The organism is Caulobacter sp. FV1ye6ST, assembly GCF_058681225.1.
Genome location: NZ_CM178733.1, coordinates 1,760,803 through 1,783,707 on the forward strand (window position 1 = coordinate 1,760,803; position 22,905 = coordinate 1,783,707).

Annotated in this window: 22 protein-coding genes and 1 pseudogene; 18 read left to right on the forward strand and 5 right to left on the reverse strand. The window is 67.0% G+C overall.

The features are described 5' to 3' along the window. Positions 1 to 53 precede the first annotated feature (53 nt). Together ACW175_RS08845 and ACW175_RS08850 are read left to right on the forward strand one after the other, a co-directional pair. Positions 54 to 2,273: a RelA/SpoT family protein gene (locus tag ACW175_RS08845; RefSeq protein WP_492104195.1), complete on the forward strand. Its 2,220-nt coding sequence runs from the start codon at positions 54 to 56 to the stop codon at positions 2,271 to 2,273. After that, complete coding sequence (locus ACW175_RS08850) at positions 2,273 to 2,644, forward strand: DUF6869 domain-containing protein (RefSeq protein ID WP_492104196.1); 372 nt, start codon at positions 2,273 to 2,275, stop codon at positions 2,642 to 2,644. Before ACW175_RS08845 ends, ACW175_RS08850 begins: the two co-directional genes overlap by 1 nt. Here the strand turns inward: ACW175_RS08850 and ACW175_RS08855 are convergent. Beyond that, entirely contained in the window at positions 2,641 to 3,045 is a 405-nt protein-coding gene (locus ACW175_RS08855) for an NUDIX domain-containing protein (protein ID WP_492104197.1), read from the reverse strand. The two genes, ACW175_RS08850 and ACW175_RS08855, sit on opposite strands and share 4 nt — an antisense overlap. A gap of 81 nt (positions 3,046 to 3,126) precedes the next feature. Here ACW175_RS08855 and pyrE point away from each other — a divergent pair, with 81 nt between their 5' ends. Beyond that, positions 3,127 to 3,708: an orotate phosphoribosyltransferase gene (gene pyrE / locus ACW175_RS08860; protein ID WP_492104198.1), complete on the forward strand. Its 582-nt coding sequence runs from the start codon at positions 3,127 to 3,129 to the stop codon at positions 3,706 to 3,708. Between the two features lie 9 nt (positions 3,709 to 3,717). On the opposite strand, the pseudogene ACW175_RS08865 reads toward pyrE, so the two are convergent. Next, a pseudogene (locus ACW175_RS08865) lies at positions 3,718 to 3,812 on the reverse strand (hypothetical protein); the annotation flags it as partial. A gap of 3 nt (positions 3,813 to 3,815) precedes the next feature. Beyond that, a complete protein-coding gene (locus ACW175_RS08870) occupies positions 3,816 to 5,444 on the reverse strand; it encodes a M20 family metallopeptidase (protein WP_492104931.1) in 1,629 nt (542 codons plus the stop codon). A 171-nt stretch (positions 5,445 to 5,615) separates the two neighbouring features. Here ACW175_RS08870 and ACW175_RS08875 point away from each other — a divergent pair, with 171 nt between their 5' ends. From ACW175_RS08875 to ACW175_RS08925, 11 genes are all read left to right on the forward strand, one after another. Further along, a complete protein-coding gene (locus ACW175_RS08875) occupies positions 5,616 to 6,374 on the forward strand; it encodes a pyridoxine 5'-phosphate synthase (RefSeq protein WP_492104199.1) in 759 nt (252 codons plus the stop codon). After that, on the forward strand, positions 6,371 to 6,775 hold the full coding sequence (gene acpS, locus ACW175_RS08880) for a holo-ACP synthase (protein ID WP_492104200.1): 405 nt from the start codon (positions 6,371 to 6,373) through the stop codon (positions 6,773 to 6,775). Before ACW175_RS08875 ends, acpS begins: the two co-directional genes overlap by 4 nt. 189 nt (positions 6,776 to 6,964) lie before the next feature. Next, a complete protein-coding gene (gene lepB / locus ACW175_RS08885; protein WP_492104201.1) occupies positions 6,965 to 7,810 on the forward strand; it encodes a signal peptidase I in 846 nt (281 codons plus the stop codon). A 21-nt stretch (positions 7,811 to 7,831) separates the two neighbouring features. Further along, positions 7,832 to 8,527 carry a ribonuclease III gene (gene rnc / locus ACW175_RS08890; protein WP_492104202.1) on the forward strand — a complete coding sequence of 232 codons (696 nt, stop codon included), beginning with the start codon at positions 7,832 to 7,834 and terminating at the stop codon, positions 8,525 to 8,527. An 88-nt stretch (positions 8,528 to 8,615) separates the two neighbouring features. Then, the gene (locus ACW175_RS08895; protein ID WP_492104203.1) at positions 8,616 to 9,218 is read left to right on the forward strand and encodes a DsbA family protein; all 603 of its coding nucleotides are present in this window, start codon (positions 8,616 to 8,618) and stop codon (positions 9,216 to 9,218) included. Positions 9,219 to 9,232: 14 nt separating this feature from the next. Beyond that, on the forward strand, positions 9,233 to 9,742 hold the full coding sequence (locus ACW175_RS08900) for a GNAT family N-acetyltransferase (RefSeq protein ID WP_492104204.1): 510 nt from the start codon (positions 9,233 to 9,235) through the stop codon (positions 9,740 to 9,742). A 47-nt stretch (positions 9,743 to 9,789) separates the two neighbouring features. Continuing rightward, complete coding sequence (gene era, locus ACW175_RS08905; protein WP_492104205.1) at positions 9,790 to 10,740, forward strand: GTPase Era; 951 nt, start codon at positions 9,790 to 9,792, stop codon at positions 10,738 to 10,740. After that, positions 10,733 to 11,584 carry an arylamine N-acetyltransferase family protein gene (locus tag ACW175_RS08910; RefSeq protein WP_492104206.1) on the forward strand — a complete coding sequence of 284 codons (852 nt, stop codon included), beginning with the start codon at positions 10,733 to 10,735 and terminating at the stop codon, positions 11,582 to 11,584. The genes era and ACW175_RS08910 overlap by 8 nt, the downstream gene beginning before the upstream one ends. Then, positions 11,581 to 12,318, forward strand: a complete 738-nt coding sequence (gene recO, locus ACW175_RS08915; RefSeq protein ID WP_492104207.1) for a DNA repair protein RecO — start codon at positions 11,581 to 11,583, stop codon at positions 12,316 to 12,318. Before ACW175_RS08910 ends, recO begins: the two co-directional genes overlap by 4 nt. Positions 12,319 to 12,440: 122 nt before the next feature. After that, the gene (parC, locus tag ACW175_RS08920; RefSeq protein ID WP_492104208.1) at positions 12,441 to 14,720 is read left to right on the forward strand and encodes a DNA topoisomerase IV subunit A; all 2,280 of its coding nucleotides are present in this window, start codon (positions 12,441 to 12,443) and stop codon (positions 14,718 to 14,720) included. Between the two features lie 10 nt (positions 14,721 to 14,730). Next, a complete protein-coding gene (locus tag ACW175_RS08925) occupies positions 14,731 to 16,128 on the forward strand; it encodes a serine hydrolase domain-containing protein (RefSeq protein WP_492104209.1) in 1,398 nt (465 codons plus the stop codon). 67 nt (positions 16,129 to 16,195) lie between these two features. On the opposite strand, the gene ACW175_RS08930 is transcribed toward ACW175_RS08925, so the two are convergent. Next, a complete protein-coding gene (locus ACW175_RS08930) occupies positions 16,196 to 17,632 on the reverse strand; it encodes a hypothetical protein (protein ID WP_492104210.1) in 1,437 nt (478 codons plus the stop codon). Between the two features lie 205 nt (positions 17,633 to 17,837). On the opposite strand from ACW175_RS08930, the gene ACW175_RS08935 reads away from it, so the two are divergent. Genes ACW175_RS08935 through ACW175_RS08950 form a run of 4 tightly spaced genes read left to right on the forward strand, consistent with a single transcriptional unit; the run spans position 17,838 to position 21,878 of the window. After that, positions 17,838 to 19,151: a serine hydrolase domain-containing protein gene (locus ACW175_RS08935; RefSeq protein ID WP_492104211.1), complete on the forward strand. Its 1,314-nt coding sequence runs from the start codon at positions 17,838 to 17,840 to the stop codon at positions 19,149 to 19,151. A 41-nt stretch (positions 19,152 to 19,192) separates the two neighbouring features. Beyond that, positions 19,193 to 20,155: a quinone oxidoreductase family protein gene (locus ACW175_RS08940; RefSeq protein WP_492104212.1), complete on the forward strand. Its 963-nt coding sequence runs from the start codon at positions 19,193 to 19,195 to the stop codon at positions 20,153 to 20,155. Between the two features lie 8 nt (positions 20,156 to 20,163). Continuing rightward, positions 20,164 to 21,099, forward strand: a complete 936-nt coding sequence (locus ACW175_RS08945; protein WP_492104213.1) for an NAD(P)H-dependent flavin oxidoreductase — start codon at positions 20,164 to 20,166, stop codon at positions 21,097 to 21,099. 11 nt (positions 21,100 to 21,110) lie between these two features. Next, positions 21,111 to 21,878: an SDR family NAD(P)-dependent oxidoreductase gene (locus ACW175_RS08950; protein WP_492104214.1), complete on the forward strand. Its 768-nt coding sequence runs from the start codon at positions 21,111 to 21,113 to the stop codon at positions 21,876 to 21,878. 111 nt (positions 21,879 to 21,989) lie between these two features. Here ACW175_RS08950 and ACW175_RS08955 read toward each other — a convergent pair whose 3' ends face one another. Further along, positions 21,990 to 22,829 carry an arginyltransferase gene (locus ACW175_RS08955; protein WP_492104215.1) on the reverse strand — a complete coding sequence of 280 codons (840 nt, stop codon included), beginning with the start codon at positions 22,827 to 22,829 and terminating at the stop codon, positions 21,990 to 21,992. Between the last annotated feature and the right edge of the window lie 76 nt (positions 22,830 to 22,905).

Below are 22,905 nucleotides of genomic sequence, written 5' to 3' on the forward strand. Positions count from 1 at the left end.
AACGCGCGCCCGACGCCCCCTCTTCTGGAGGGGATTCGGGCGCGTCTTCCTCCGTGGCTCCCGCCGCGGCGACGACGACCGAGGCTCCGAAGCCTCGCCCAAAATTCCTTCGCCAATATGAGCTGATCGAGCGGGTCCACGCCTACGATCCCACGGCCGACGAGGCCCTGCTCAATCGCGCCTATGTCTACGCCATGCGGATGCACGGCTCGCAGACCCGGGCCAGCGGCGACCCCTACTACGCCCACCCGATCGAGGTGGCCGGCATCCTCACCGAGTACCGGCTGGACACCGCGACCATCGTTACGGCCCTGCTGCACGACGTGATCGAGGACACCCCGGTCACCAAGGAAGAGATCGCCAAGCTGTTCGGCGACGAGATCGCCGAGCTGGTCGAGGGCGTCACCAAGCTCAGCAAGCTCGAGCTGCAGGCCGAGCACATGCGCCAGGCCGAGAACCTGCGCAAATTCATCCTTGCCATCTCCAAGGACGTCCGCGTCCTGCTGGTCAAGCTGGCCGACCGTCTGCACAACATGCGGACGCTGCACTTCATCAAGAACCAGGCCAAGCGCGAGCGCATCGCCCGCGAGACGCGCGACATCTACGCGCCCCTGGCCCGCAACATCGGCTGTCACCGCATCTGTATCGAGCTGGAGGAACTCAGCTTCCAGCACACCAACCCGGTCGCCCGCGACGCCATCCTGCGCCGCCTGGACACCTTGCGCGAAGAGCAGGGCGGGGCGGTGGCTCTGGTCAGCCAGGAAATCGCCGCGCGGCTGGAGTCCTCGACCCTGCCGGCCCGCGTCTTCGGCCGCGAGAAGTCGCCCTATTCGATCTGGCGGAAGCTGCAGCGCAAGTCGATCGGCTTCTCGCAGATGTCGGACATCTATGCCTTCCGCGTGATCGTCGACAGCGAGGAAGACTGCTACCGCGCCCTCGGCGTCGTGCACCGGGCCTGGTCCAGCGTGCCCGACCGCTTCAAGGACTACATCTCGACGCCGAAGCGGAACAACTACCGCTCGCTGCACACCACGGTCGTGGGCCCCCGCGGCATGCGCATCGAGATGCAGATCCGCACCGAGGCCATGGACCGCGTCAACGAAGAGGGCGTCGCCGCCCACTTCCGCTACAAGGACGCTTCCTACGGCCTCGACCTGGAAGGCATGGAAGCCGCCGGCGGCCGCGATCCGCTGGCCAACCTGCGCCAGCTGGTCCAGGTGCTGGAGCACGGCGGCGACAGTGAGGAACTGGTCGAGCACGCCAAGCTCGAAATGTTCCTGGACCAGGTGTTCGTGTTCACCCCCAAGGGCAAGCTGGTCAGCCTGCCGCGGGGCGCGATGCCGCTGGACTTCGCCTATGCGGTCCACACCAGTGTTGGCGACACCTGCATCGGCGTGAAGATCAACGGCGAGCTGAAGCCGCTGCGCACGCCGCTGGTCAATGGCGACGTGGTCGAGGTGGTGCGGGGCTCCAAGCCCGTGGTGCCGCCGGACTGGCGCTCGCTGACGGTGACGGGCCGGGCCCGCTCGGCCATCCGCCGTCACATCCGCCAGACCGAGAAGGAAGAGTTCCTGCGCCTGGGCCGCGCCTCGCTGGAGCAGGTCTTCGAGCGCGCCGGCAAGAAGCTGAAGGACGTGTCGCTGCGGCCGATCCTGGAGCGCTTCGCCCTGGAGAACGACGAGACCCTGTTCGACGCCGTCGGCCGTGGCCGCGTCTCGCCCAGCCAGGTGCTGGAAACCGCCTATCCGGGCATGAAGGATTCCGAGCGCGAAGCCGCCACGGCCCGCCGCAAGATCGAAGGCGGACGCGACGCGACGCTCTATGTGGGCGGCGGCGGCCTGACGCCGGGCGTCTCGCTGCACTTCGCTCACTGCTGCAGCCCGGTGCCGGGCGACCGCATCGTCGGGATTTTGCGGGAAGACGGTGAAGGGCTCGACGTCCACACCATCGACTGTCCGCGCCTGGCCGAATACGAGGACCGCGAGGAACTCTGGCGCGACCTGAACTGGACGCCCGAGGCCGAGCGTTCGACCATCTCGTTGACCCGCCTGCACGCCACCATCCAGAACGCCCCCGGCGTGCTGGGCCTGGTCTGCACGATCATCGGCGAGGCCGGCGGCAATATCGTCAATCTGCGTATGCACCACCGGCAGAGCGACTTCTTCGACACTGACATCGACGTCGAGGTGCGCGACGCTAAGCACCTGACCAATATCCAGGCCGCCCTGCGGGCGTGTCCGTCGGTCGAGACCGTGGACCGGACGCGGGGCTGATGCTGGACGCGGACCTGGAAGCGCTGGCCAAGGCCTGCGCCACGACCCATCCGGAGAACGAGTTCGAACTCGACGACGACCCCTGGCAACACCTGTCGGAACTGGTCGAAGACGACGCCGAAGCGGCGCTTTCTGTGGCGCGTCGCATCACCGAGCTGACCGACGACGCGCATATGCTTTCAGCCTTGGGGGCGGGTCCGATTGAGGAAGTGCTGCAGAAGCATCCGGCGGCCGTTGACGCTATCCTGCTCGATGCGCGCCGCTCGCCGAGTTTCCGCAACGCGTTCCGCTGTGTCTGGACAGGAGGCCTGGCGCCTGCGGTGAAGGCCAAGGTCGATGAGGCGATCGCGGTCTACGGGGGCAATCTCTAGGCCCTGAGCGCCGCCACAGCGTCCCGTGTCGCGGCCGTCAGCGGCGAGGGCAGGGCGTCCAGCGGGAACCAGCCCCACTCATGAATCGCGTGGGCTTCCTGGATCGCCGGCTCGCCCTCGAAGCTTTCCACCGCATAGGTGATCGCCACCCAGTGATAGTCCTCGGCGACCATGTCGGTGACGGCCAGGACCCGGCCGGCCCTGATGGCGACGCCCAGTTCCTCGTGGATCTCGCGCTCGGCGCAGGTCCTGGCGGCCTCGCCCCAGTCCAGCTTGCCGCCGGGCACGCCCCAGTGGTCGGCCTCGGGGTTCTTGACCCGCTTGACCAGCAGCAGCTGGCCTTGGGTATCGAGGATGGCCGCGCCGCAGCCGACGCGAGGACGTTGAACTTCTTCGGTCATGAGAGGCGGTAGAGCCCGAAACGCCCTTGCCAGGCAAGCCAGCGCTTGAAGACTCAGCTCCCTGAGCTATACGCAGCGCTCATGACCAACGATGACGTCCTCGACGAATTCCGCGCCGCAGGGGCCCTGCGCGAAGGCCACTTCGTGCTGTCCAGCGGCCTGCATAGCCCGGTCTTCCTGCAGAAGAACCTGGTGTTCATGCGCCCCGAGCGCTGCGAGCGGCTCTGCAAGGCCCTGGCGGAGAAGATCATCGCCACGGTCGGCGCGGTCGACGTCGCCGTCTCGCCGGCCGTCGGCGGCATCATCCCCGGCTACGAGACCGCTCGTCACCTGAACGTGCCGTCGATCTATGTCGAGCGCGAGGGCGGCAGCTTCAAGTTCCGTCGCGGCTTCCACCTGGAGCCCGGCCAGAAGGTCGTGATGGTCGAGGACATCGTCACCACCGGCCTGTCGTCGCGCGAGTGCATCCAGGCCATCCAGGAGGCCGGCGGCGAGGTCGTGGCCGCCGCCTGCATCGTCGATCGCTCGGGCGGCAAGGTCGATGTCGGCGTGCCCCTGATCTCGCTGTGCAGCCTGGAAGTCCCGGCCTATCCGGCCGACGCCCTGCCGCCGGAGCTGGCGGCCATCCCGATCGAAGATCCGGGCAGCCGCCGGCTGCGCTGAGGGGCCGAAACCTCGCCCTTCGACAAGCTCAGGGTGAGGTTTCTACTCGGGCCTCTGCAAGCGTCCTCATCCTGAGCTTGTCGAAGGACAAGGACGACGCATATCCACTAGTTTCCAGCCGGCGGCGTCAGCTGCTTGACCGGCCAGGCGATGCCCAGCTGCTCCAGATAGGTCCCGTACTTGTCGGGGTCGTAGTAGTACTTCTTCATCTCCGGCCGGAAGGTCGCCATGATGTTGGCGTTGATCTGGGTCTGCGGCTTGTCGGTCGCGGCCAGCATCGGCACGTACTTCTGGGTCTTGGTCTGGACGTCGGTGAAGTAGGTCTTGGCCTCGGCCAGCAGCTTGGGCTGGGTCAAGAGGTCCAGCGCCGTCATCGCCACCACCTTCGAGCCGGCCACCACGCCCTTGTGGGCGATGGGCGTGGCCATCGAGATGGCGTTGGCCCAGTGGTGGCCGGGCAGGTCAGGGATGTTCGACGGGTAGTTGATGGTGATCGTGGGCATGATCCACGAGATGTCGCCGATGTCGTCCGAGCCGCCGCTTTCCGGCTTCTCCTCAGGCGGCTTCAGGCCCTTCAGCTTGACGTCGAGGCCTTCCTGCTTGGTCGAGCCGACGTTCTTCTGCACCGCCTTTGCAAAAGCCTGCTCGTCGTCGGTCCATTTGGGCAGGCCGACGGCGTCGATGTTCTTCTGGGCGGCCTCGGCGATCGGCTTGTTGAAGTGGCGCAGGGCGGCGGTGCCGACGATGGCGTAGTCAACCTTGGTGTCGGTCATGTCGGCCGCCGCCTTGGCGATCTTGTTGCCGATGTCCCAGTTCTTCTTGATGGCGTCGAAGGTCTGTTCGCGGAAGTAGTACCAGACGGTCGCTTCCGACGGCACGACGTTGGGCTGGTCGCCGCCGTCGGTGATCACATAGTGCGAGCGCTGCTCGGGCTTGAGGTGCTCGCGGCGCATGTTCCAGCCCATGTCCATCAGCTCGACCGCGTCCAGGGCGCTACGGCCACGCCACGGCGCGCCGGCCGAGTGGGCGGACTCGCCGTGGAAATTGTACTTGATCGAGACGAGGCCCGTGCCCGAGGGCTGGCCCCAGGCGGTCTGCAGGTTCGAGCCGACGTGGGTAAAGATGGTGGCGTCGACGCCGTTGAACACGCCGTCGCGGACCATGTAGGCCTTGCCGGCCACCAACTCCTCGGCGACGCCGGGCCACAGGACCAGCGTGCCTGCGATGTTCTGCTTGGTCATCACGTCCTTGACCGCCAAGGCGGCGACGACATTCAGGGCCTGGCCGGAGTTGTGGCCCTCGCCGTGGCCCGGCGCGCCGGGGACGATCGGATCGTGCCAGGGCACGCCCGGCTTCTGCGAGGCCTTGGGGATGCAGTCGATGTCGCTGCCGAAGGCGATGGTCGGGCCGCCGCTCCCGTGCGTCCAGGTCGCCGTCCAGGCCGTCGGAATGCCCGAGACGCCGCGCTTGATGGTGAAGCCGTTCTGCTCCAGCACCTTGGTGATGTAGGCCGAGGTCTCGACCTCCTGGAAGCCCAGCTCGCCGAACGAGAAGATCTCGTCGTTCATCACCTGAGCCAGCTTGGCGCGGCTCTCGACGCCGGCCACGGCCTCGGCCTTCAGGCTCTTGAGCTTGCCGGCCGAGACGTCGGCGGCGCCCGCCCCAGTGGCCAGCGAGCTCGCCAAGGTGATCGCTAGTACGCCCGCCGTCGCGGCGAGCCAGGTCTTGTTCGAAATCATCACGCCCCTCCCAAATGGTAGAGCGTATACGATTGGGCGCCCGAGCGGCTTTGTCCATGCGCCAGCCCTGGCGCCGGCCCGCGAAATTCCCACCTGCACAGGCGGGCGGCTGGGCTTATAGCTTTCGCCTCGAGTCCTTGAGTCCTTGGGTTTCAGCGGGAAGAGCGGATGAGCTTGCGACTGGGCGTCAATATCGACCACGTGGCCACGATCCGGAACGCGCGCGGCTCGTCGTATCCGGAGCCCGTGCGGGCGGCGGAACTGGCCCTGGCCGCCGGCGCCGACGGCATCACCGCCCACCTGCGCGAGGACCGCCGCCATATCAGCGACGCCGACATCGCCGTGCTGACCGACCTGTGCCACAAGCGCGGCAAGCCGCTGAACTTCGAGATGGCCGTGACCGACGAGATGGTCGCCATCGCCATCGGGGCGCGGCCGCACGCCGCCTGCCTGGTGCCCGAACGCCGCGAGGAGGTGACCACCGAGGGCGGCCTCGACGTGATCAAGGGCCAGAACCGCATCGCCGACGCCACCGCCCGCCTGCGCACGATCGGGGCGCGGGTGTCGCTGTTCATCGAAGCCGATCCCGAGCAGATCCGCGCCTCGGCCGCCGCCGGCGCCCAGGTGATCGAGCTGCACACCGGCGCCTACTGCGACGCCGCCCGCGAAGGCCATGTCGAGCGCGCCGAGGCCATCCTCGAACGGCTGAAGGCCGGCGCGGCCCTGGCCGCGAGCCTCGGCCTCGAAGTCCACGCTGGCCACGGCATCGACTACGCCACCGTCAAGCCGATCGCCGCGATCCCGGAGATCGCCGAGCTGAACATCGGCCACTTCCTGATTGGCGAGGCGATCTTCGTCGGCCTGCCGCAGGCCATCCAGCGCATGCGGGCGCTCATGGACGCGGCAAGGCTGGAGCAAGCCGCGTGATCATCGGCATCGGCTCGGACCTCTGCGACATCCGGCGGATCGAAAAGTCGCTGGAGCGCTTCGGCGAGCGCTTCACCAACAAGGTCTTCACCGAGATCGAGCGCAAACGGTCCGAGCGCAAGCCCGACCGCGCCTCCAGCTACGCCAAGCGTTTCGCGGCCAAGGAGGCCTGTTCGAAGGCGCTGGGCACGGGCCTCAAGCGCGGTGTGCATCTGGCGGGCATGGGCGTGGTCAACCTGCCGTCGGGCAAGCCGACCATGGCCCTGACCGGCGGCGCGCTGGAAAGGCTGAAGGCCATGACCCCAGAGGGCATGGAGGCGGTGATTCACCTCTCCCTGACCGACGACCATCCCTACGCCCAGGCCTTCGTGATCATCGAGGCCTTGCCCAAGGCTTCTTAAAGCCGCTCATCCCCGCTTCCGCGGGGATGAGCGGATAGGGGGAGGCTAAAGCTAGGTAGTGATCCGAGCTGGGTCCAACCTTCGCCTTAAAGCCAAGCTAACGCGCCGCACTTGCCCGGCAGGCCAAGCCCGTCTAGCAAAGCCGAACCGGTTCGCCGGCCAATCATCTTCGAAGAGCTCCGCGCCCGCATGACCGACGCCGCCGACGACCTCACGCCGCCCGAAGAGAAGGGCGTCGTCGCAGAGTTCATCGAGATCATCAAGACCGTCGCCTACGCCCTGGGCATCGCCCTGGTGCTGCGGGTCCTGCTGTTCCAGCCCTTCACCATCCCGTCGGCCTCGATGGAGCCCAACCTTTATCAGGGCGACTACATCATCGTGTCGAAGTTCAGCTACGGCTGGAGCAAGCACTCGATCCCGTTCAGCCCGCCGATCATCAAGGGCCGTATCCTGGGGCGCGCGCCGACGCGCGGCGACATCATCGTGTTCAAGCTGCCGCGCGACAACCGCACGGACTACATCAAGCGCCTGATCGGCCTGCCGGGCGACAAGGTCCAGATCCGCGGCGGCCAGGTGTTTATCAACGGCAAGGCCTTGCCGCGCAAGGAACAGGCCCCGGCCCTGGTCGATACCGGCTATGGCTTCACCCAGCAGGTCCAGCGCTTCCAGGAGACCAACCCGGAAGGCCGCCAGTACAACACCCAGGACTTCGGTCCCGACAGCCGCGGCGACAACACCGGCGTCTATACCGTGCCGGCCGGCTGCTACTTCTTCATGGGCGACAACCGCGACAACTCGGCCGACAGCCGCTTCGACCCGGGCGTATCGCCCTATGCGGAGAGCGCCTGCAAGTGGGACTACGAACTGGACCAGTATATCGGTGACGAGGTCGGGGTAGGCTTCGTGCCCGCCGAGAACCTGGTCGGCCGCGCCCAGATCATCCTGCTGTCGTGGAACGCCGAGGCCAGCCTGTTCAAGCCCTGGACCTGGTTCCTGAACGCGCGTCCGAGCCGCTTCTTCCACGTGCTGAAGTGATCCCCAAGGGACTGACCAGCCATGGATAGACGGGTCGCCGCCGTCGGCGACCTCGAGCGCCGGATCGGCCATCGGTTCAACGACCGCGAATTGCTCGAACGCGCCCTGACGCACGCCAGCGTCGGGGACGGGGCCAAGAAGGTCCGCGACAACGAGGTGCTTGAGTTCATCGGCGACCGCGTGCTGGGCCTGCTGGCCGCCGAGGCCTTGGCCGATCGTTATCCGAAGGCCAAGGAAGGCGAACTGGCGCCGCGCCTGAACGCCATTGTCAGCCGCGAGACCTGCGCCCGCGTCGCCCGCAAGGCTGAACTGGGCCCGGCCCTGCGCCTGTCGGCCTCGTCCAGCAAGATCGGCGGTCGCGAGACCGACTCGATCCTAGCCGGCGCCACCGAAGCCCTGATGGCCGCCCTCTACCAGGACGGCGGACTGGACGCCGCTCGCAAGGTGTTCCTCGACCTGTGGGCCGACGAGTTCGACAAGGCCGGCGAGGGCCGTCCGCGCGATCCCAAGACCGCGCTGCAGGAATGGGCCCAAGGCAAGGGCCGTCCGTTGCCGACCTACCGCGTGCTGGACCGCACCGGCCCCGACCACGCGCCGGTGTTCACGGTCGAGGTTACGGTCGTCGGCGTCGATCCCGCCATCGCCAAGGGCAAGTCGCGCCAGGAAGCCGAGAAGGCCGCGGCCAAGGCCCTGCTGGAGCGCGAGGGGGCGGAGTAGGCTTCTGTCAGGCCTGCGCGGGTTGACCCCCGCCAAGCTTGCGCTCTCTCATGCCGTCCAACGTCCGCGATTCCCGGAGAACTTCCCCATGCGCCGTCTCGCCGTCGCCCTGCTGATGACCCTCGGTCTTGCCGCCTGCAACAAGGGCCAGTCTTTCCAGGCGTTGCCCGACGACATGAGCCTGGGCGCCAAGGACGCCAAGATCACGGTGGTCGAGTACGCCTCGGTCGGCTGCCCGGTCTGCGCGAAGTGGCAGGCGGAGGTCTATCCGGCCTTCAAGGCCAAGTACGTGGATAGCGGCAAGGTCCGCTATGTGTTCCGCGAGATGCTGGTGGGCGACACCTCCGAGGTCACGGTCGCCCAGGCCGGGTTCCTGCTGGCCCGTTGCGCCGGCAAGGACAAGTATTTCCAGGTCAACGATGCCGTGTTCGCCAACCAGATGGGCGTCTTCGCCGCGCCGCGAGAGACCCTGCTGGAAATCGCCAAGTCGGCCGGCATGAACGAGGACAAGTTCAACACCTGCACGTCCGACGAGGCGGCGATCAAGGCGCTGGACGAGCGCGTCCAAAAGAACGCCAAGGAACACGACATCAACGCCACCCCGACCTTCGAGATCAACGGCCGCAAGATGGAGCCCGGCTATCACACCCTGGCCGAGATCGACGCGGCGATCGAGAACGCAGGCAAGTGAGCGCGGGCGCGGCCATGACCTTTGAGCTCGTGACCGCCCGCCTGAAGATGCGTCCGCCGGTTCAGGCCGATCTGGACGGCTGGGCGGCCTTCGACGGCGATCCCCTGGCGATGCGGTTCTTCGGCGGCCCGAAGTCGCGCGAGGCGGCCTGGGACGGCCTGGCCTTGGCGGCCGGCATGTGGTCGCTGCGCGGCTGCGGACTGTTCTCGGTGTTCGAGGCGGAGACCGGGCGCTGGGTGGGGCGCGTCGGGCCATGGGTTCCTGAAGCCCCCAGCCGCGCCGAAGTTGGCTGGGCGATCCTGCCGGCCTTCTGGGGACGTGGCTATGCGAGCGAAGCGGCGGCCGCCGCCGTTGACTGGACCTTCACGCACCTGGGCTGGGGCGAGGCCCGCCATCGGATCGACCCAGGCAATGCGGCCTCGATCGCCGTCGCCGAGCGGATCGGCTCGGGCTGGATGCGGACCGAAACCAACGACGAGGGCCAGCCCGTCGAGATCTATGGACAGGCGCGAAAGAGCCTTTAGTCCTCAGGGGGAGGAATTCCGGCCTCGCTGTGCTACAGGCACGCGCAATGACTGACACCACCTCCCAAACTCGCGCCGGTTTCGCGGCGATCATCGGCGCGCCGAACGCCGGCAAGTCCACCCTGGTCAACCGCATGGTCGGGGCCAAGGTCTCGATCGTGACCCAGAAGGTCCAGACCACCCGCTTCCCCGTGCGCGGCGTCGCCATCGCGGGCGACACCCAGATCGTCCTGGTCGACACCCCCGGGATCTTCAGCCCGCGGCGTCGCCTGGACCGCGCCATGGTCCGCGCGGCCTGGGCTGGCTCGGAAGACGCCGAGGCCACCGTCCACCTGGTCGACGTGCAGGCCGAACTGGCCAGCCGCGAAGACAAGGCCACGCCCGGCGAATACCGCTCGGTCCAGGACGTCCAGACCATCATCGAGGGCCTGAAGGCGGCCGGTCGCAAGGTCATCCTGGCCCTGAACAAGATCGACGGCGTCAAGCGCGATACCCTGCTTCTGGTCGCCAAGGAGTTCTTCGACACCGGCGTCTATTCGGACGTCTTCATGATCAGCGCCTCGACCGGCGCGGGCGTCGAGGACCTGACCGCCAAGCTGGTCTCGATGATGCCGGAAGGGCCGTGGCTCTATCCGGAAGACCAGACCGCCGACCTGCCGGCCCGTCTGCTGGCGTCGGAGATCACCCGCGAGAAGGTCTATCTGCGCGTCCACGAGGAACTGCCCTACGCCGCCATGGTCGAGACCACGGCGTTCGAGGAGCGCAAGGACGGCTCGGTGCGCATCGAACAGACCATCCTGGTCGAGCGCGAGGGCCAGCGGATCATCGTGATCGGCAAGGGCGGCCAGACCCTGAAGTGGATCGGCCAGGCCTCGCGCGAAGAGCTGTGCGACATCCTCGATCGCAAGGTTCACCTGTTCCTTCACGTGAAGGTCAAGGAGAACTGGGCCGAGGAGCGCGGTCTGTTCAGCGATATCGGACTGGACTTCGATGTTTGATGCGCCCGCGCTGACCGTCGATCTGGACGCCTACTTCCGGCGCATCGGCTATGACGGTCCGCGCGAGCCGACCCTGGCGACCTTGCGCGCCATGACGCTGAAGCATCCGGACGCCATTCCGTTCGAGAATCTCGACGTCCTGCTGGGGCGGGGGATCAGCATCGTACCGGCCGACATCGACGCCAAGCTGATCGGCGCCGGGCGGGGCGGCTACTGCTACGAGCAGAACGGTCTGCTCAAGCGCGTGCTGACGGCCCTGGGCTTTCCGGTCGAGGGGCTGATGGCGCGCGTGCAGTGGATGGCCGCCGAAGGCGCGCCGGCCCGGCCGCGCTCGCACATGGTGCTGGGCGTGACGCTGGAGGGCGAGACCTGGCTGGCCGATAGCGGCTTTGGCGGCTGCGTGCTGACCGGACCGCTGCGCCTGTTCTCGGACGACATCCAGGACACGCCGCACGGCGCTTTCCGAATCGTCGATGTCGAGCACGGCGGCGTGGCCGAGCGCCAGGTGCAGGCCAATCTCTCGGGCAAGTGGGCGCCGCTCTACCAGGTGGCCAAGGGCGCTTGGGCCGACATCGACTACGAGCAGGTCAATTTCTACACCTACACCCACCCCAGCTCGCACTTCACCTGGAGCATGACGGTGGGCCGCTCGACGCCGACCGCCCGCTACGCCCTGAAGAACAACCGCTTCACCCATCGCGACGTCACCGGCGCGGTGGTGGAGCAGCGCGACCTGACCGCTGACGAACTGGAAGCGACCCTGCGCGACGTGATCGGCCTGCCCGTCGAGCCGGACTGGAAGCCCGTGCTGGAGAAGGTCGTCGCCTGGGGTACGCCTTCGTGACTACCGAATGGGAGGACGAAGCCTACGTCCTCTCGGCCCGCTCGCACGGCGAGACGGGAGCCATCGTCGAACTCATCACCCAGGATCGCGGCAAGTACGCCGCTCACGTGGCCGGCGCGGCCTCGCGGCGGATGAAGCCCTTCCTGCAGCCGGGCGCGCGGGTCATCGCCCGCTATCGCGCCCGGGTCGAGGGGCAGCTGGGCTCGGCCACGCTGGAGCCGATGGGCGAGGGGCCTTCCAGCCTGTTCGACGACAGCCTGGCGCTGGCGGGATTGTCGTCCGCCGCCTCGATCGCCGCCTCGGCCCTGCCGGAGCGCGAGCCCCATCCCGGCGCCTTCCATGCGCTTGAGGCCCTGATCCGCGTTCTGGAAATCCCCGACATCTGGCCGGCCGTCTATGTGCGCTACGAGGCGGGCCTCTTGCAGGAGCTGGGCTTTGGCCTGGACCTCTCCAAGTGCGCGGCGACCGGCGGCTTCGACGACCTGATCTATGTCAGCCCGCGAACCGGCCGGGCCGTCAGCCGAGGGGCCGGGGCGCCGTACCATGACAAGCTGTTGCCGCTGCCGCCGTTCCTGCTGTCCGCCCAAGGCGGCCTGGCGGAGGGCGACGTGAAAGCCGGCCTGGACATCACCGGCCACTTTCTCGAACAGTTCGTCTTCGGCCCGCTGAACCGGCCGTTGCCCGCGCCGCGGATGTGGCTGATCGACCGACTGACGGAGGCGGGGCGGCTCTAACGGTCGCGTCGCCCGTGAAATGGGCGCGGGAAGCCGGAAAACCGGGGATCATTGAAGCCTAAACCGTCGAATCGTCCGGGGGATTTCTGCTAGGGTCCTGGCCCGGAGTACGAATCCCCTCGATGAACAAGCCTGTCCTACCTCCCGGTGGTCCCGACGACGGCGACCGCATCCTTGACGAGCCGCTGACGGAAGCCCTGTCGCGGCGCTATCTGGCCTATGCGCTGTCGACCATCGGCTCGCGAGCGCTGCCCGACGTGCGCGATGGCCTCAAGCCCGTGCACCGTCGCGTCCTGTACGCGATGAGCAACATGCGCCTGAATCCCGACTCCGCGGCGCGCAAATGCGCCAAGGTGGTCGGCGAGGTCATGGGTAACTTCCACCCCCACGGCGACCAGTCGATCTACGACGCCCTGGTCCGCCTGGCGCAGGAATTCAGCCAGCGCATCCCGCTGGTCGAGGGGCAGGGCAACTTCGGCAATATCGACGGCGATAGCGCCGCGGCCATGCGGTACACCGAGTGCAAGATGACGGAAGCGGCGACGCTTCTGCTGGACGGCATCGACGAGGACGCGGTCGACTTCAAGCCGACCTATGACGGCCAGGACGAGGAACCTTACGTTCTGCCGTCGGGGTTCCCGAACCTGCTGGCCAACGGCTCGTCGGGCATCGCGGTCGGCATGGCCACCTCGATCCCGCCACACAACGCCGCCGAGCTGATCGACGCCTGCCAGCTGCTGCTGGCCAATCCCGACGCGACGACGGAAGACATTCTGGAGAAGGTCCCCGGACCCGACTTCCCGACCGGCGGCGTCGTTGTGGAGCCGCGCGCCTCCCTGCTGGAGACCTACGAGACCGGTCGCGGCGGCGTGCGCATCCGCGCCAAGTGGGAGAAGGAAGACACCGGTCGCGGCACCTACCAGATCGTCGTCACCGAGATCCCGTACCAGGTGAAGAAGTCGGATCTGGTCGAGCAGCTGGCCGACCTGATCGACAGCAAGAAGGCCGCCCTGCTGGGCGACGTCCGCGACGAGAGCGCGGAGGACATCCGTCTCGTTCTCGAGCCCAAGTCCAAGAACGTCGAGCCCGAAGTGCTGATGGAGAGCCTGTTCAAGCTCTCGGCGCTGGAGGCCCGCTTCCCGGTCAATATCAACGTGCTGGACGCGCGCGGCACGCCGGGCGTGATGGGCATCAAGCAGGCCCTGATGGCCTTCCTGGCCCACCGTCGCGAGGTGCTGACTCGCCGGGCCCGTCACCGCCTGGCCAAGATCGAAGCCCGTCTGCACATCCTGGACGGCCTGCTGATCGCCTACCTCAATCTCGACGAGGTCATTCGGATCGTCCGCTACGAGGACAAGCCGAAGGAAAAGCTGATCGAGACCTTCGGGCTCTCGGACATCCAGGCCGACGCCATCCTCAACACCCGCCTGCGCCAACTGGCCAAGCTGGAGGAGATGGAGATCCGCCGCGAGCACGCCGAACTGGTCGAGGAGCGCGACGGCATTCTCGCCATGCTGGCCAGCGACGCCAAGCAGTGGAAGCTGGTCGGCAAGGGCCTGTCGGATGTTCGCGCCACCCTGCTGAAGATCAAGCACCCGCTGGACAAGGCCGGCCGTGTGACGGGCGTCATAGGCCGCTCGATCTTCGCCGACGCGCCGGTCGTCGACGCCGAAGCCGCCATCGAGGCGATGATCGTCCGTGAACCGATCACCATCATCCTGTCCGAGCGCGGCTGGATCCGCGCCGCCAAGGGCAAGGTCGAGGATCCGTCCGAACTGAAGTTCAAGGAAGGCGACAAGCTGGGCTTCCTGGTCCCGGCCGAGACCACCGACAAGCTGCTGATCTTCTCCAGCGACGGCCGTTTCTTCACCCTGGGCTGTGACAAGCTTCCCAGCGCGCGGGGCCATGGCGAGCCCGTGCGGATGATGATCGAGCTGGACGACAAGGTGAAGATCATCGACGTCTTCCCGTTCAAGGCCGGCCGCAAGCGCATTCTGGCCTCGAAGCAAGGCTATGGCTTCCTGATGCCCGAGGAAGAAGCGCTCGCGAACCGCAAGGCCGGCAAGCAGGTCCTGAATGTCGACGCCGCCGGCGCGGCCTTCTGCCTGGAAGCCGTTGGCGACCAGTTCGCGGTGATCGGCGATAACGCCAAGATCCTGATCTTCCCCATCGAGGAGCTGCCGGAAATGCCGCGCGGCAAGGGCGTCAAGCTGCAGGCCTACCGCGAAGGCGGTTTGCGCGACGGCCTGTCGTTCAACGCCGAGACCGGGGCCTACTGGATCGACACCGCCGGCCGCCGTCGCGACTGGGCGGAGTGGAAGGAATGGGTCGGCCGCCGGGCCGGGGCCGGCAAGCTGGCGCCCAAGGGCTTCGCGACCAACAAGCGGTTCAAGCCGAAATGAGCGTGACCCAGTGAGCAAGGGACGGCTGCGTCGCCGCGCGCTGAGCTTGATGGCCGGCGTCTTCGGCTGCGCGGCCGTCGCCGCGTCTCCGGCCCTGGCCCTGCCCAAGGGCAAGCCTGAGGAGCAGGGCTTCAGCGCCGAACGGCTCAGGAAGCTCGATGACCATATGCAGGCCATGGTCGATCGCGGCCAGATCGCCGGCGGCGTGACCCTGCTGGCCCGTCACGGCCGCGTGGTCCACGCCAAGGCCTTCGGCCGAAAGGTCCTGGGCGGCGAGCGGATGCCGCTCAACGCCATCTTCCGCATCCGCTCGGAGACCAAGCCCGTTACGGGTGTGGCGATGATGATCCTGTACGAGCAGGGCCTGTGGAAGCTGGACGATCCGATCAGCAAATTCGTGCCGGAGTTCGCCAATCTTCGCATCGCCACGGGCGTCGACGCGGCTGGCCAGCCCATCCTGGCGCCGGTCACCCGCGCTCCGACCATGCGCGAGCTGATGACCCATACGGCGGGCTTCGCCTATGGCATCGCCGACGATCTCAACAGTCCCGCCGACCAGGCCTACTACCGCGCCGGCGTGCTGCAGTCGGGATCGCTGAACGAGCTGGTCCAGAAGGTATCGAGCCTGCCGATGTTCTCCGAGCCCGGGCAGCTTTGGCGCTACAGCGTGGCGGCCGACATCCAGGGCTACATCGTCGAGAAGCTGTCGGGTGAGAGCCTGCCCGTCTTCATGGAAGAGCACATCTTCGCGCCGTTGGGGATGAAGGACACCGCCTTCTATGTGCCGGCTCAGAAGCAGCCGCGCCTGGCCGCGCTCTATGACGGCGATCCGGCGACGGGCGCTCTGGTCCCGGCCATGGAGGGGGCCTGGCGTGATGTGAGCAAGCCGCCGGCCGCGCCGCTGGGCGGAGGCGGCCTGGTCTCGACGGCCGGCGATTTCGCGCGCTTCGCCCAGATGATTCTCAACAAGGGCGCGCTGGACGGCGTGCGGATTCTCAAGCCCGAGACCGTGGCCTTGATGACCCAGAACCACCTGCCAGCGGGCTTCGTGGTCACGACCAACGGCACCGCGGGCGTGCTCAATCCGGGACCTAAACCGTTCCCCTTCGCGGCGGGCATGGGCTACGGCATCGACATGGCCGTGGCCATCGATCCCGCCGCCTCGGGCGCGCCGGTGGGGCCGGGCACGGTCAGTTGGGGGGGCAGCGCCGGCACCTGGTTCTGGATCGACCCCGTCAATGACCTGTTTTTCGTCGGCATGATCCAGCGTCTGGGCGGGGTGGGACCGGGTCTGGACGCTCAGTCGCGGGCCCTGGTCTATCAAGCGATCGAGCGGCCGCCGCTGCTGGCGGCGTCAACCGGCCAGTTGGCGGCCAAGGCGCCGCTCAACACGACCGCCGCGCGCTAACCCAAAAGGAAAACTCCCCCCGCCGTCCGGCGAGGGGAGCTCCGTCGCGACCTCGGGGGCTGATTTCCTAGGCCGCGAACAGGATATCGGCGACCTGACTGGTCTTGCCGACGCTCAGGCCGGTGACGCCGGCCAGCTTGATCAGGCCGTCGCCGGCGTCCAGCCCGGCCGCGCCGTTCTGGTGGAAGACATAGGTGTCTCCATTCCACTCGAACACGGTGTTGCTGTTGGCGGCGGTCAGGCCGGCATAGGCGGTCAGGGCGTCGTCGAAGGTGGCCGTGGCGACGAAGGCGATCTGGCGCTTTTCGCCGGAGCCGAGCACGCCGGCGAAGGTCAGGGCGTCGAAACCCTTCTGGAAGTCGTCGATCACGGGGATGCCCGTGGCCTTGCCGTTGGCCAGATGCAGGCCGGCGAAGGCGCCGATGTCGATGTTGTCGTGACCCGCGCCGGTGGTGATGCGGCCATCGAACTGTTCGACGAAGATCGAGTCGTTGCCCGTTCCGGTGTCGATCTGGCCGCGCATCGGGCCGTTGTCGACGAAGACGGTGTCGTTGCCGCCGCCGGTGCGGATGTGGCGCCCGGCGTCGAGGCCGCCTTGATCGGCGATCAACGGCCTGAGAACGTCGTTGCCCTCGGTGGCCAGGACATGCGTGTCATCGGCCGCGCCTTGCTGGCGGACGTCGATGTTCCAGTCGTGGGCGAAGCGCGCCGTCTCGCCCGGCAGGCCTGGATCGCTGCCGCCGCCCGCCGCGTAGTCGCCGCCCGGGCCGTAGAGTGACAGAAACGCGGGTGTTGGCGTGGCCTTGCCGTCAACGGCGACATCGGCGAGGTAGGCGCGCATGGCCTCGACGTAGGGACCCTTGTCCTCCTGAACCGCCACGGCCATCAGCCAGCCGACCATGGCCGCGCGCGTGCCGATGCCGAACGAGCCGTCTCCGCCGATGGCCTCGAAATAGGCGAAGCGGCCGTAGGTCCCACCAAGGCCGTCCGGCACGGGCTCGGCGAACAGGGCCAGGACCTCATCCAGGCTCTTCTCGATGCCGAACAGCTTGAAATAGGTCTTCTGGAAGGTGTTGATCGGCGAACCGTTCTCACCGTAGGCGGCGATGAACGCGTCGCGGCCTTCGCCGTTCTTGATCAGGTTGACCGCGAAATTGATGAAGCGGTTCGTCGTGTCGAACTTGGCGTAGTAGGCGCTGTTCAGATTGTTCGCATTGGGACCGCTGGCCGAGACGAGATAGTCGAGCCCAGCCGTGCCGAGGCTGACGTTGGCCAGGAAGCCATAGGACATCACCGCCACTTCGGTCGTGGCCTTGGCGCTGTCCTGGATCCAGCGCACTGCGGAGGCATAGCTCCAGAGGTCGCCAACCATGCCGCCTCTATCGGCGTCGATGCCCTGCGCTATCAGCGTGAGCTGGGTCGAAGCCGACTGGGGGAGTTCCACCTGCGCCGGCACGCGGTGGATGTTGCGGTAGATGGTGATCAGGTTGTCCAGGGTGGCCATGGCCAGCGCCGCCTATGTGAATAGTTCGTAATCCCTCGTGCAGTAAAAAATATACATGAACCCGGTTCGGGCAACCCTGTTCTTCATGAAATAACCTTAACCTTGGGCGTGACGGATCGCTCGTCATCCGGACGTTGAAAAAGCGGGTTTCAACGGCGATGCGCCCGCTCTAAGGTCGGGTCAAACATCTGTTCGGGAGGGCGACTTGGCGTTTCGGAAGTTCATCGCGGCCGCGCTGGTCGCGACGCTGCTCGGCGGCGGCTCGACGGCGGCCCTTGCGGCGTCCAGCAAGCCGGCCATTGTCGCCGCCGCGCCCGAAAGCGTCGGCTTCTCGGCCGAGGGCCTTAAGAAGCTGGACGCCCATATGCAGGGCCTGGTGGACACCGGCCATCTGCCGGGGGTGACCACCATGCTGGTCCGCCACGGCAAGATCGTGAACTACGAGGTTCACGGCAAGAAGGGCTTCGACGGCCCGCCGATGACCAGGGACACGATCTTCCGCATCTATTCGCAGACCAAGCCGGTCACCGGCGTGGCCATGATGATCCTCTACGAAGAGGGCAAGTGGAAGCTGGACGACCCGGTCAGCAAGTACATCCCCGAATTCGCCAGCTTGCGCGTCTTCAAGGGGGTCAACGCCGACGGCTCGTTTGACACCGTGCCGGCCGACCGGCCGCCGACCCTGCGCGAGATCATGAGCCACTCGGGCGGCTTCGCCTATGGTCTGGTCCCGGACAACCCCATCGACAAGGCCTATGTCTCGACCGGTGTGCTCGGCGCCAAGTCCAGCCAGGAGTTCGTCCAGAAGGTCGCCGCCTTGCCGCTGGTCGCTCAGCCGGGGACGCGCTGGAAGTACAGCGTCTCCGTCGATATCCAGGGCCTGCTGATCGAAAAGCTTTCGGGTATGTCGCTGGGCGACTTCATGCAGAAGCGGATATTCACGCCGCTGAACATGACCGACACCGGCTTCTGGCTGCCAGCCCAGAAGATGGACCGCCTGGCCTCGCTCTATCTGTGGGGGCCCAAGCAGCAGAAGCTGGTCCCGGCCGAGGGCTTCATGGTGCTGGACATCACCAAACCGCCGGCTTTGCCGTCGGGCGGCGGCGGCCTGGTCTCGACCAATGCCGACTACGCGCGCTTCGCCCAGATGCTGCTGAACGGCGGCGAGCTGGAAGGCCACCGGATCCTGAGGCCCGAGACCGTGAAGCTGATGCGGACCAACGCGCTCAGCGATGCGATCATGAATTCCAACGATCCGCCCTTCAACACCGCTGCGGGCAAGGGCTTTGGTCTGGATTTCGCGGTGGTGCTGGATAGCGCCAAGGCTGGTCCGTACGGGCAGGGGACCTTCAGCTGGGGCGGCGCGGCCGGCACCTGGTTCTGGATCGACCCGACCAATGACCTTTTCTTCCTGGGCATGATCCACATCCTCAACAAGGGCGGCGATCCGGCCATCAAGGACATCGACGACGACAGCGCCAAGCTGGTCTACGGCGCCCTGATCGAAGCCAAGAAATAACGCCCCTTCAAGAGCCAAGAACAACAACAGGGAGAAACGCCATGAAGGCCGCCGTCTACTACGAGACCGGGGCGCCGGACGTCCTTCGCTACGAGGACGTCGCCGACCCCGTCTGCCATGCCCAGGGCGTGATCATCCGCGTCGAGGCGGTCAGCATCGAGGGCGGCGACACCCTCAATCGCGGCGGCGGCCAGATGGCGGGCAGCCCGCACATCGTCGGCTACCAGGCCGCCGGCGAGATCGTCGAGGTCGGGGCCGAGGTCACGCATCTGAAGGTCGGGACGAGGGTCGTCACCGTGAACGCGTTCGGCTCGCACGCCGAGCTGCGCGCCGTTCCGGCCCGCAACGCCTGGCCGATCCCCGATGGCTTCGCCATTCAGAAGGCCTCGGCCATTCCGGTGCCCTTCGGCACGGCGCACGAGTGCCTGTTCGGCGCGGGCCGTCTGAAGGCCGGCGAGACCGTCCTGGTGCAAGCCGGGGCCGGCGCCGTGGGCCTGGCCGCTATCCAGCTGGCCAAGCAGGCGGGCGCCACGGTGCTGGCCTCGGCTTCCAGCGACCAGCGACTGGAGCGCCTGAAGGCGTTCGGCATGGACCACGGGATCAACTACGGTCGCGACGACCTGGTCGAGCAGGTCATGAAGCTGACCGGCGGCAAGGGCGTCGATCTGGTCGTCGATCCGGTCGGCGGCGCGACCTTGCAGGGCAGCCTCGGCGCCCTTGGCTATCGCGGCCGGATCTCGCTGGTCGGCAATGCCGGGCGCGAGCCGATGAAGGTCGACGTGTCGTCCCTGATGGGCGGAAACCGCTCGCTGACCGGCGTGTTCCTGGGCGCCGAGATCATGACCGACCGTGTCCATGACATGATCCAGGAGATGATCGACCGCGCAGCCAAGGGCGAGCTGGAAGTCGTGATCGACAAGACCTTCCCGCTGTCCGAAGCCGCCGCCGCCCATGCCTATATCGAGAGCCGCCAGGCCGTCGGCCGGGTGCTGTTGATCCCTTGATGGCCAGCATGAGCAACCGTGTCCTGGCCCATACGGGCGCGAAGTACCCGATCATCCAGGCCCCGATGGGCTGGATCGCTCGCTATCCTTTGGCCTCGGCGGTCTCCAGAGCCGGTGGGCTCGGGATCATCGAGACGTCCTCTGGTGAGACCGAGACCTGCAAGGCCGAGATCACCAAGATGGCGGCCAGCGGCCTGCCGTTCGGGGTAAACCTGCCGATCATGTTTCTGCGCGACGACGCCATGCTGCGTTTCGTCTGCGAAAGCGGGGTCAAGTTCGTCACCACCTCGGCCGGCAGTCCGGCCAAGTTCGTCGGGCCGCTGAAGGACGCCGGCATCGTCGTCTATCACGCCGTGCCCACCGTTGACGCAGCGGTCAAATGCGTCGAGGCGGGCGTCGACGGCCTCGTGGTCGAGGGCGCCGAAGGCGGCGGCTTCAAGAACCCGGAGGAGGTCTCGACCCTCGTCCTGCTGCAGGCGATCCGCGCGCGGGTCGACGTGCCTATCGTCGCCGCCGGCGGCATCTGCGACGGACGCGGCATGGCGGCGGCGTTCGCTCTGGGCGCCGAGGCGGTCCAGATGGGCACCCGCTTCGTCAGTTCGGCCGAGAGCCCGGTCCACGCCAACTACAAGGCCGCGATCACGGGCGCCAAGGAGACCGGAACCTGGGTGCTGAACAAGAAGGCCAGCCCCTGCATCCGGGCCATCAAGTCCGAGTTGACCAAGGAAATCCACGACGCCGGGATCATGCCGCCCGACGTGCTGAAGAACATCCTCGGCGTCTATTTTGGCGGCGACATGGAGGCCGCGCCCGCGCTGGCGGGCCAGACCGTCGGCCTGATCGACGAGGTCAAGACCGCCCAGCGGATCATCGACGAGACCGTCGCCCAGTTCCACGACATCACCGGACGCCTCGGCGTCCTGGCCGCCGCCCGCGGCTTCTAGGAGTTATCGACATGCAAGACCTGTTTTCTCTCGAGGGCCGCGTGGCCCTGGTCACCGGCGGTTCGCGCGGCATCGGCGCGATGATCGCCAAGGGCTTCCTCGTGTACGGCGCCAAGCGCGTCTACATCACCGCCCGCAAGGCCGCCGCCTGTGACGCCACCGCCGAGGAGCTTTCCCAGTACGGCGAGTGCGTCTCGCTGCCGGGCGACATCTCGACCATGGAAGGCATCGAGGGTCTGGCCAAGCGGATCGCCGAGCGCGAGGACAAGCTGGACATCCTGGTCAACAACGCCGGCGCCGCCTGGGGCGCGGCCTTTGACGAATTCCCCGAAGCCGGCTGGGACAAGACCGTCGACCTCAACATGAAGACGCCGTTCTTCCTGACCCAGGCCCTGATCGCTCAACTGCGCGCGGCCGCCCAGGATCGCGTCGCCAAGGTCATCAACATCTGCTCGATCGACGGCCAGTCGGTGACCAAGGACGAGACCTATCCCTACGGCGCCTCCAAGGCTGGCCTGTTGCACATGACCAAGCGCATGGCCCTGCGCCTGGCCGCCGACAACATCGCCGTCAGCGCCATCGCGCCCGGCGCCTTCGCCTCGGACATGAACAAGGTCGCCCGCGACCACGCCGAGGCGGTGTCGAAGGCCATCCCGGCCGGCCGTATCGGTTCGGAAGAAGACATGGCCGGTACGGCCATCTACCTGGCCTCGCGGGCCGGCGACTATGTGATGGGCGGCGCGGTCACCGTGGACGGCGGCGTCAGCTTCGCGCGCTGATCCTTAAAGCTAGAGCATTTTCCGACGAAGTGGATACCGGTTCGTCGTCAGAAAATGCGTCAAAACAAGATGCTAGAGCATTTTACCGATCCAATTGGATCGGAAAATGCTCTAGCCGAGGTCTTCGATCTCGGCTGGCTCCGCATCGCTCAGCGGCAGGTCGCACGGATCCTTCGAGCCGTCGCGCATGATGGGCGGACGGGCGCCTCGTTCGCGTGACGACATCAGCGACCAGCCGCCGGGCTTGAGGATCTCCAGCGGCGAGAAGCGCGCCTTGTAGGCCATCTTCTCGCTGCCCGGGACCCAGTAGCCCAGATAGACATAGGGCAGGCCGCTCTGCTGAGCCTGGACGATGTGGTCCAGGATGACGAACGATCCCAGGCTGCGACGGTCCAGATCCGGATTGTAGAAGCTGTAGACCAGCGAAAGGCCGTCGGCGAGCACGTCGACAAGAACGCAGGCGATCAGATCGCCCGGCCCGCGGTCCTCCGACTTGCGGCGATATTCGATCAGGTGGGTGCGGACCGCGGTGTCCTCGACCATGGCCACGTAGTCAGGCCAGGTCATCTCGGCCATGCCGCCGTCGGCGTGACGGGCCAGGAGGTAGCGGCGCAGCAACTCGAACTGCTCCAGCGTCGCCTCGGCTTCGACCAAGTGGCGCTTGAGGTCGTCGTTGCGGTTCAGAACCTTGCGTTCCGAGCGCGACAGCACGTAGTCGGCGGCCGGCGCGCGGGCCGACTGGCAGGCGCGGCAGGTCTCGCAGGCGGGCCGGTAGGCGATGTTCTGGGAGCGACGGAAGCCGACCTGGGTCAGGCTGTCATTGACCGTCGGGCCGTCCGACAACGGGAGGTGAGCGAACACCTTCCGCTCCTCGCGGCCGGGCAGGTACGGGCAAGGCGTGGGCGCCGTCAGAAAGAACCGAAGCTGTCGCGTCGGAAAATGCTGCGTCACTTTTAGGCCCCGTCCCCTTCAGCATGCCTGCCACCCATAGCGGGATTAGGGGGCATAGCGTTCAGTTGCGCAAGCT

Excerpts from the sequence above, each read along its gene's own strand:
- ACW175_RS08850 (WP_492104196.1), top strand. The coding sequence starts at position 2,273 with ATGCTGGACGCGGACCTGGAAGCGCTGGCCAAGGCCTGCGCCACGACC.
- ACW175_RS08855 (WP_492104197.1), bottom strand. The coding sequence starts at position 3,045 with ATGACCGAAGAAGTTCAACGTCCTCGCGTCGGCTGCGGCGCGGCCATC.
- pyrE (WP_492104198.1), top strand. The coding sequence starts at position 3,127 with ATGACCAACGATGACGTCCTCGACGAATTCCGCGCCGCAGGGGCCCTG.
- ACW175_RS08875 (WP_492104199.1), top strand. The coding sequence starts at position 5,616 with ATGAGCTTGCGACTGGGCGTCAATATCGACCACGTGGCCACGATCCGG.
- lepB (WP_492104201.1), top strand. The coding sequence starts at position 6,965 with ATGACCGACGCCGCCGACGACCTCACGCCGCCCGAAGAGAAGGGCGTC.
- rnc (WP_492104202.1), top strand. The coding sequence starts at position 7,832 with ATGGATAGACGGGTCGCCGCCGTCGGCGACCTCGAGCGCCGGATCGGC.
- ACW175_RS08895 (WP_492104203.1), top strand. The coding sequence starts at position 8,616 with ATGCGCCGTCTCGCCGTCGCCCTGCTGATGACCCTCGGTCTTGCCGCC.
- ACW175_RS08900 (WP_492104204.1), top strand. The coding sequence starts at position 9,233 with ATGACCTTTGAGCTCGTGACCGCCCGCCTGAAGATGCGTCCGCCGGTT.
- era (WP_492104205.1), top strand. The coding sequence starts at position 9,790 with ATGACTGACACCACCTCCCAAACTCGCGCCGGTTTCGCGGCGATCATC.
- ACW175_RS08910 (WP_492104206.1), top strand. The coding sequence starts at position 10,733 with ATGTTTGATGCGCCCGCGCTGACCGTCGATCTGGACGCCTACTTCCGG.
- parC (WP_492104208.1), top strand. The coding sequence starts at position 12,441 with ATGAACAAGCCTGTCCTACCTCCCGGTGGTCCCGACGACGGCGACCGC.
- ACW175_RS08930 (WP_492104210.1), bottom strand. The coding sequence starts at position 17,632 with ATGGCCACCCTGGACAACCTGATCACCATCTACCGCAACATCCACCGC.
- ACW175_RS08940 (WP_492104212.1), top strand. The coding sequence starts at position 19,193 with ATGAAGGCCGCCGTCTACTACGAGACCGGGGCGCCGGACGTCCTTCGC.
- ACW175_RS08945 (WP_492104213.1), top strand. The coding sequence starts at position 20,164 with ATGAGCAACCGTGTCCTGGCCCATACGGGCGCGAAGTACCCGATCATC.
- ACW175_RS08950 (WP_492104214.1), top strand. The coding sequence starts at position 21,111 with ATGCAAGACCTGTTTTCTCTCGAGGGCCGCGTGGCCCTGGTCACCGGC.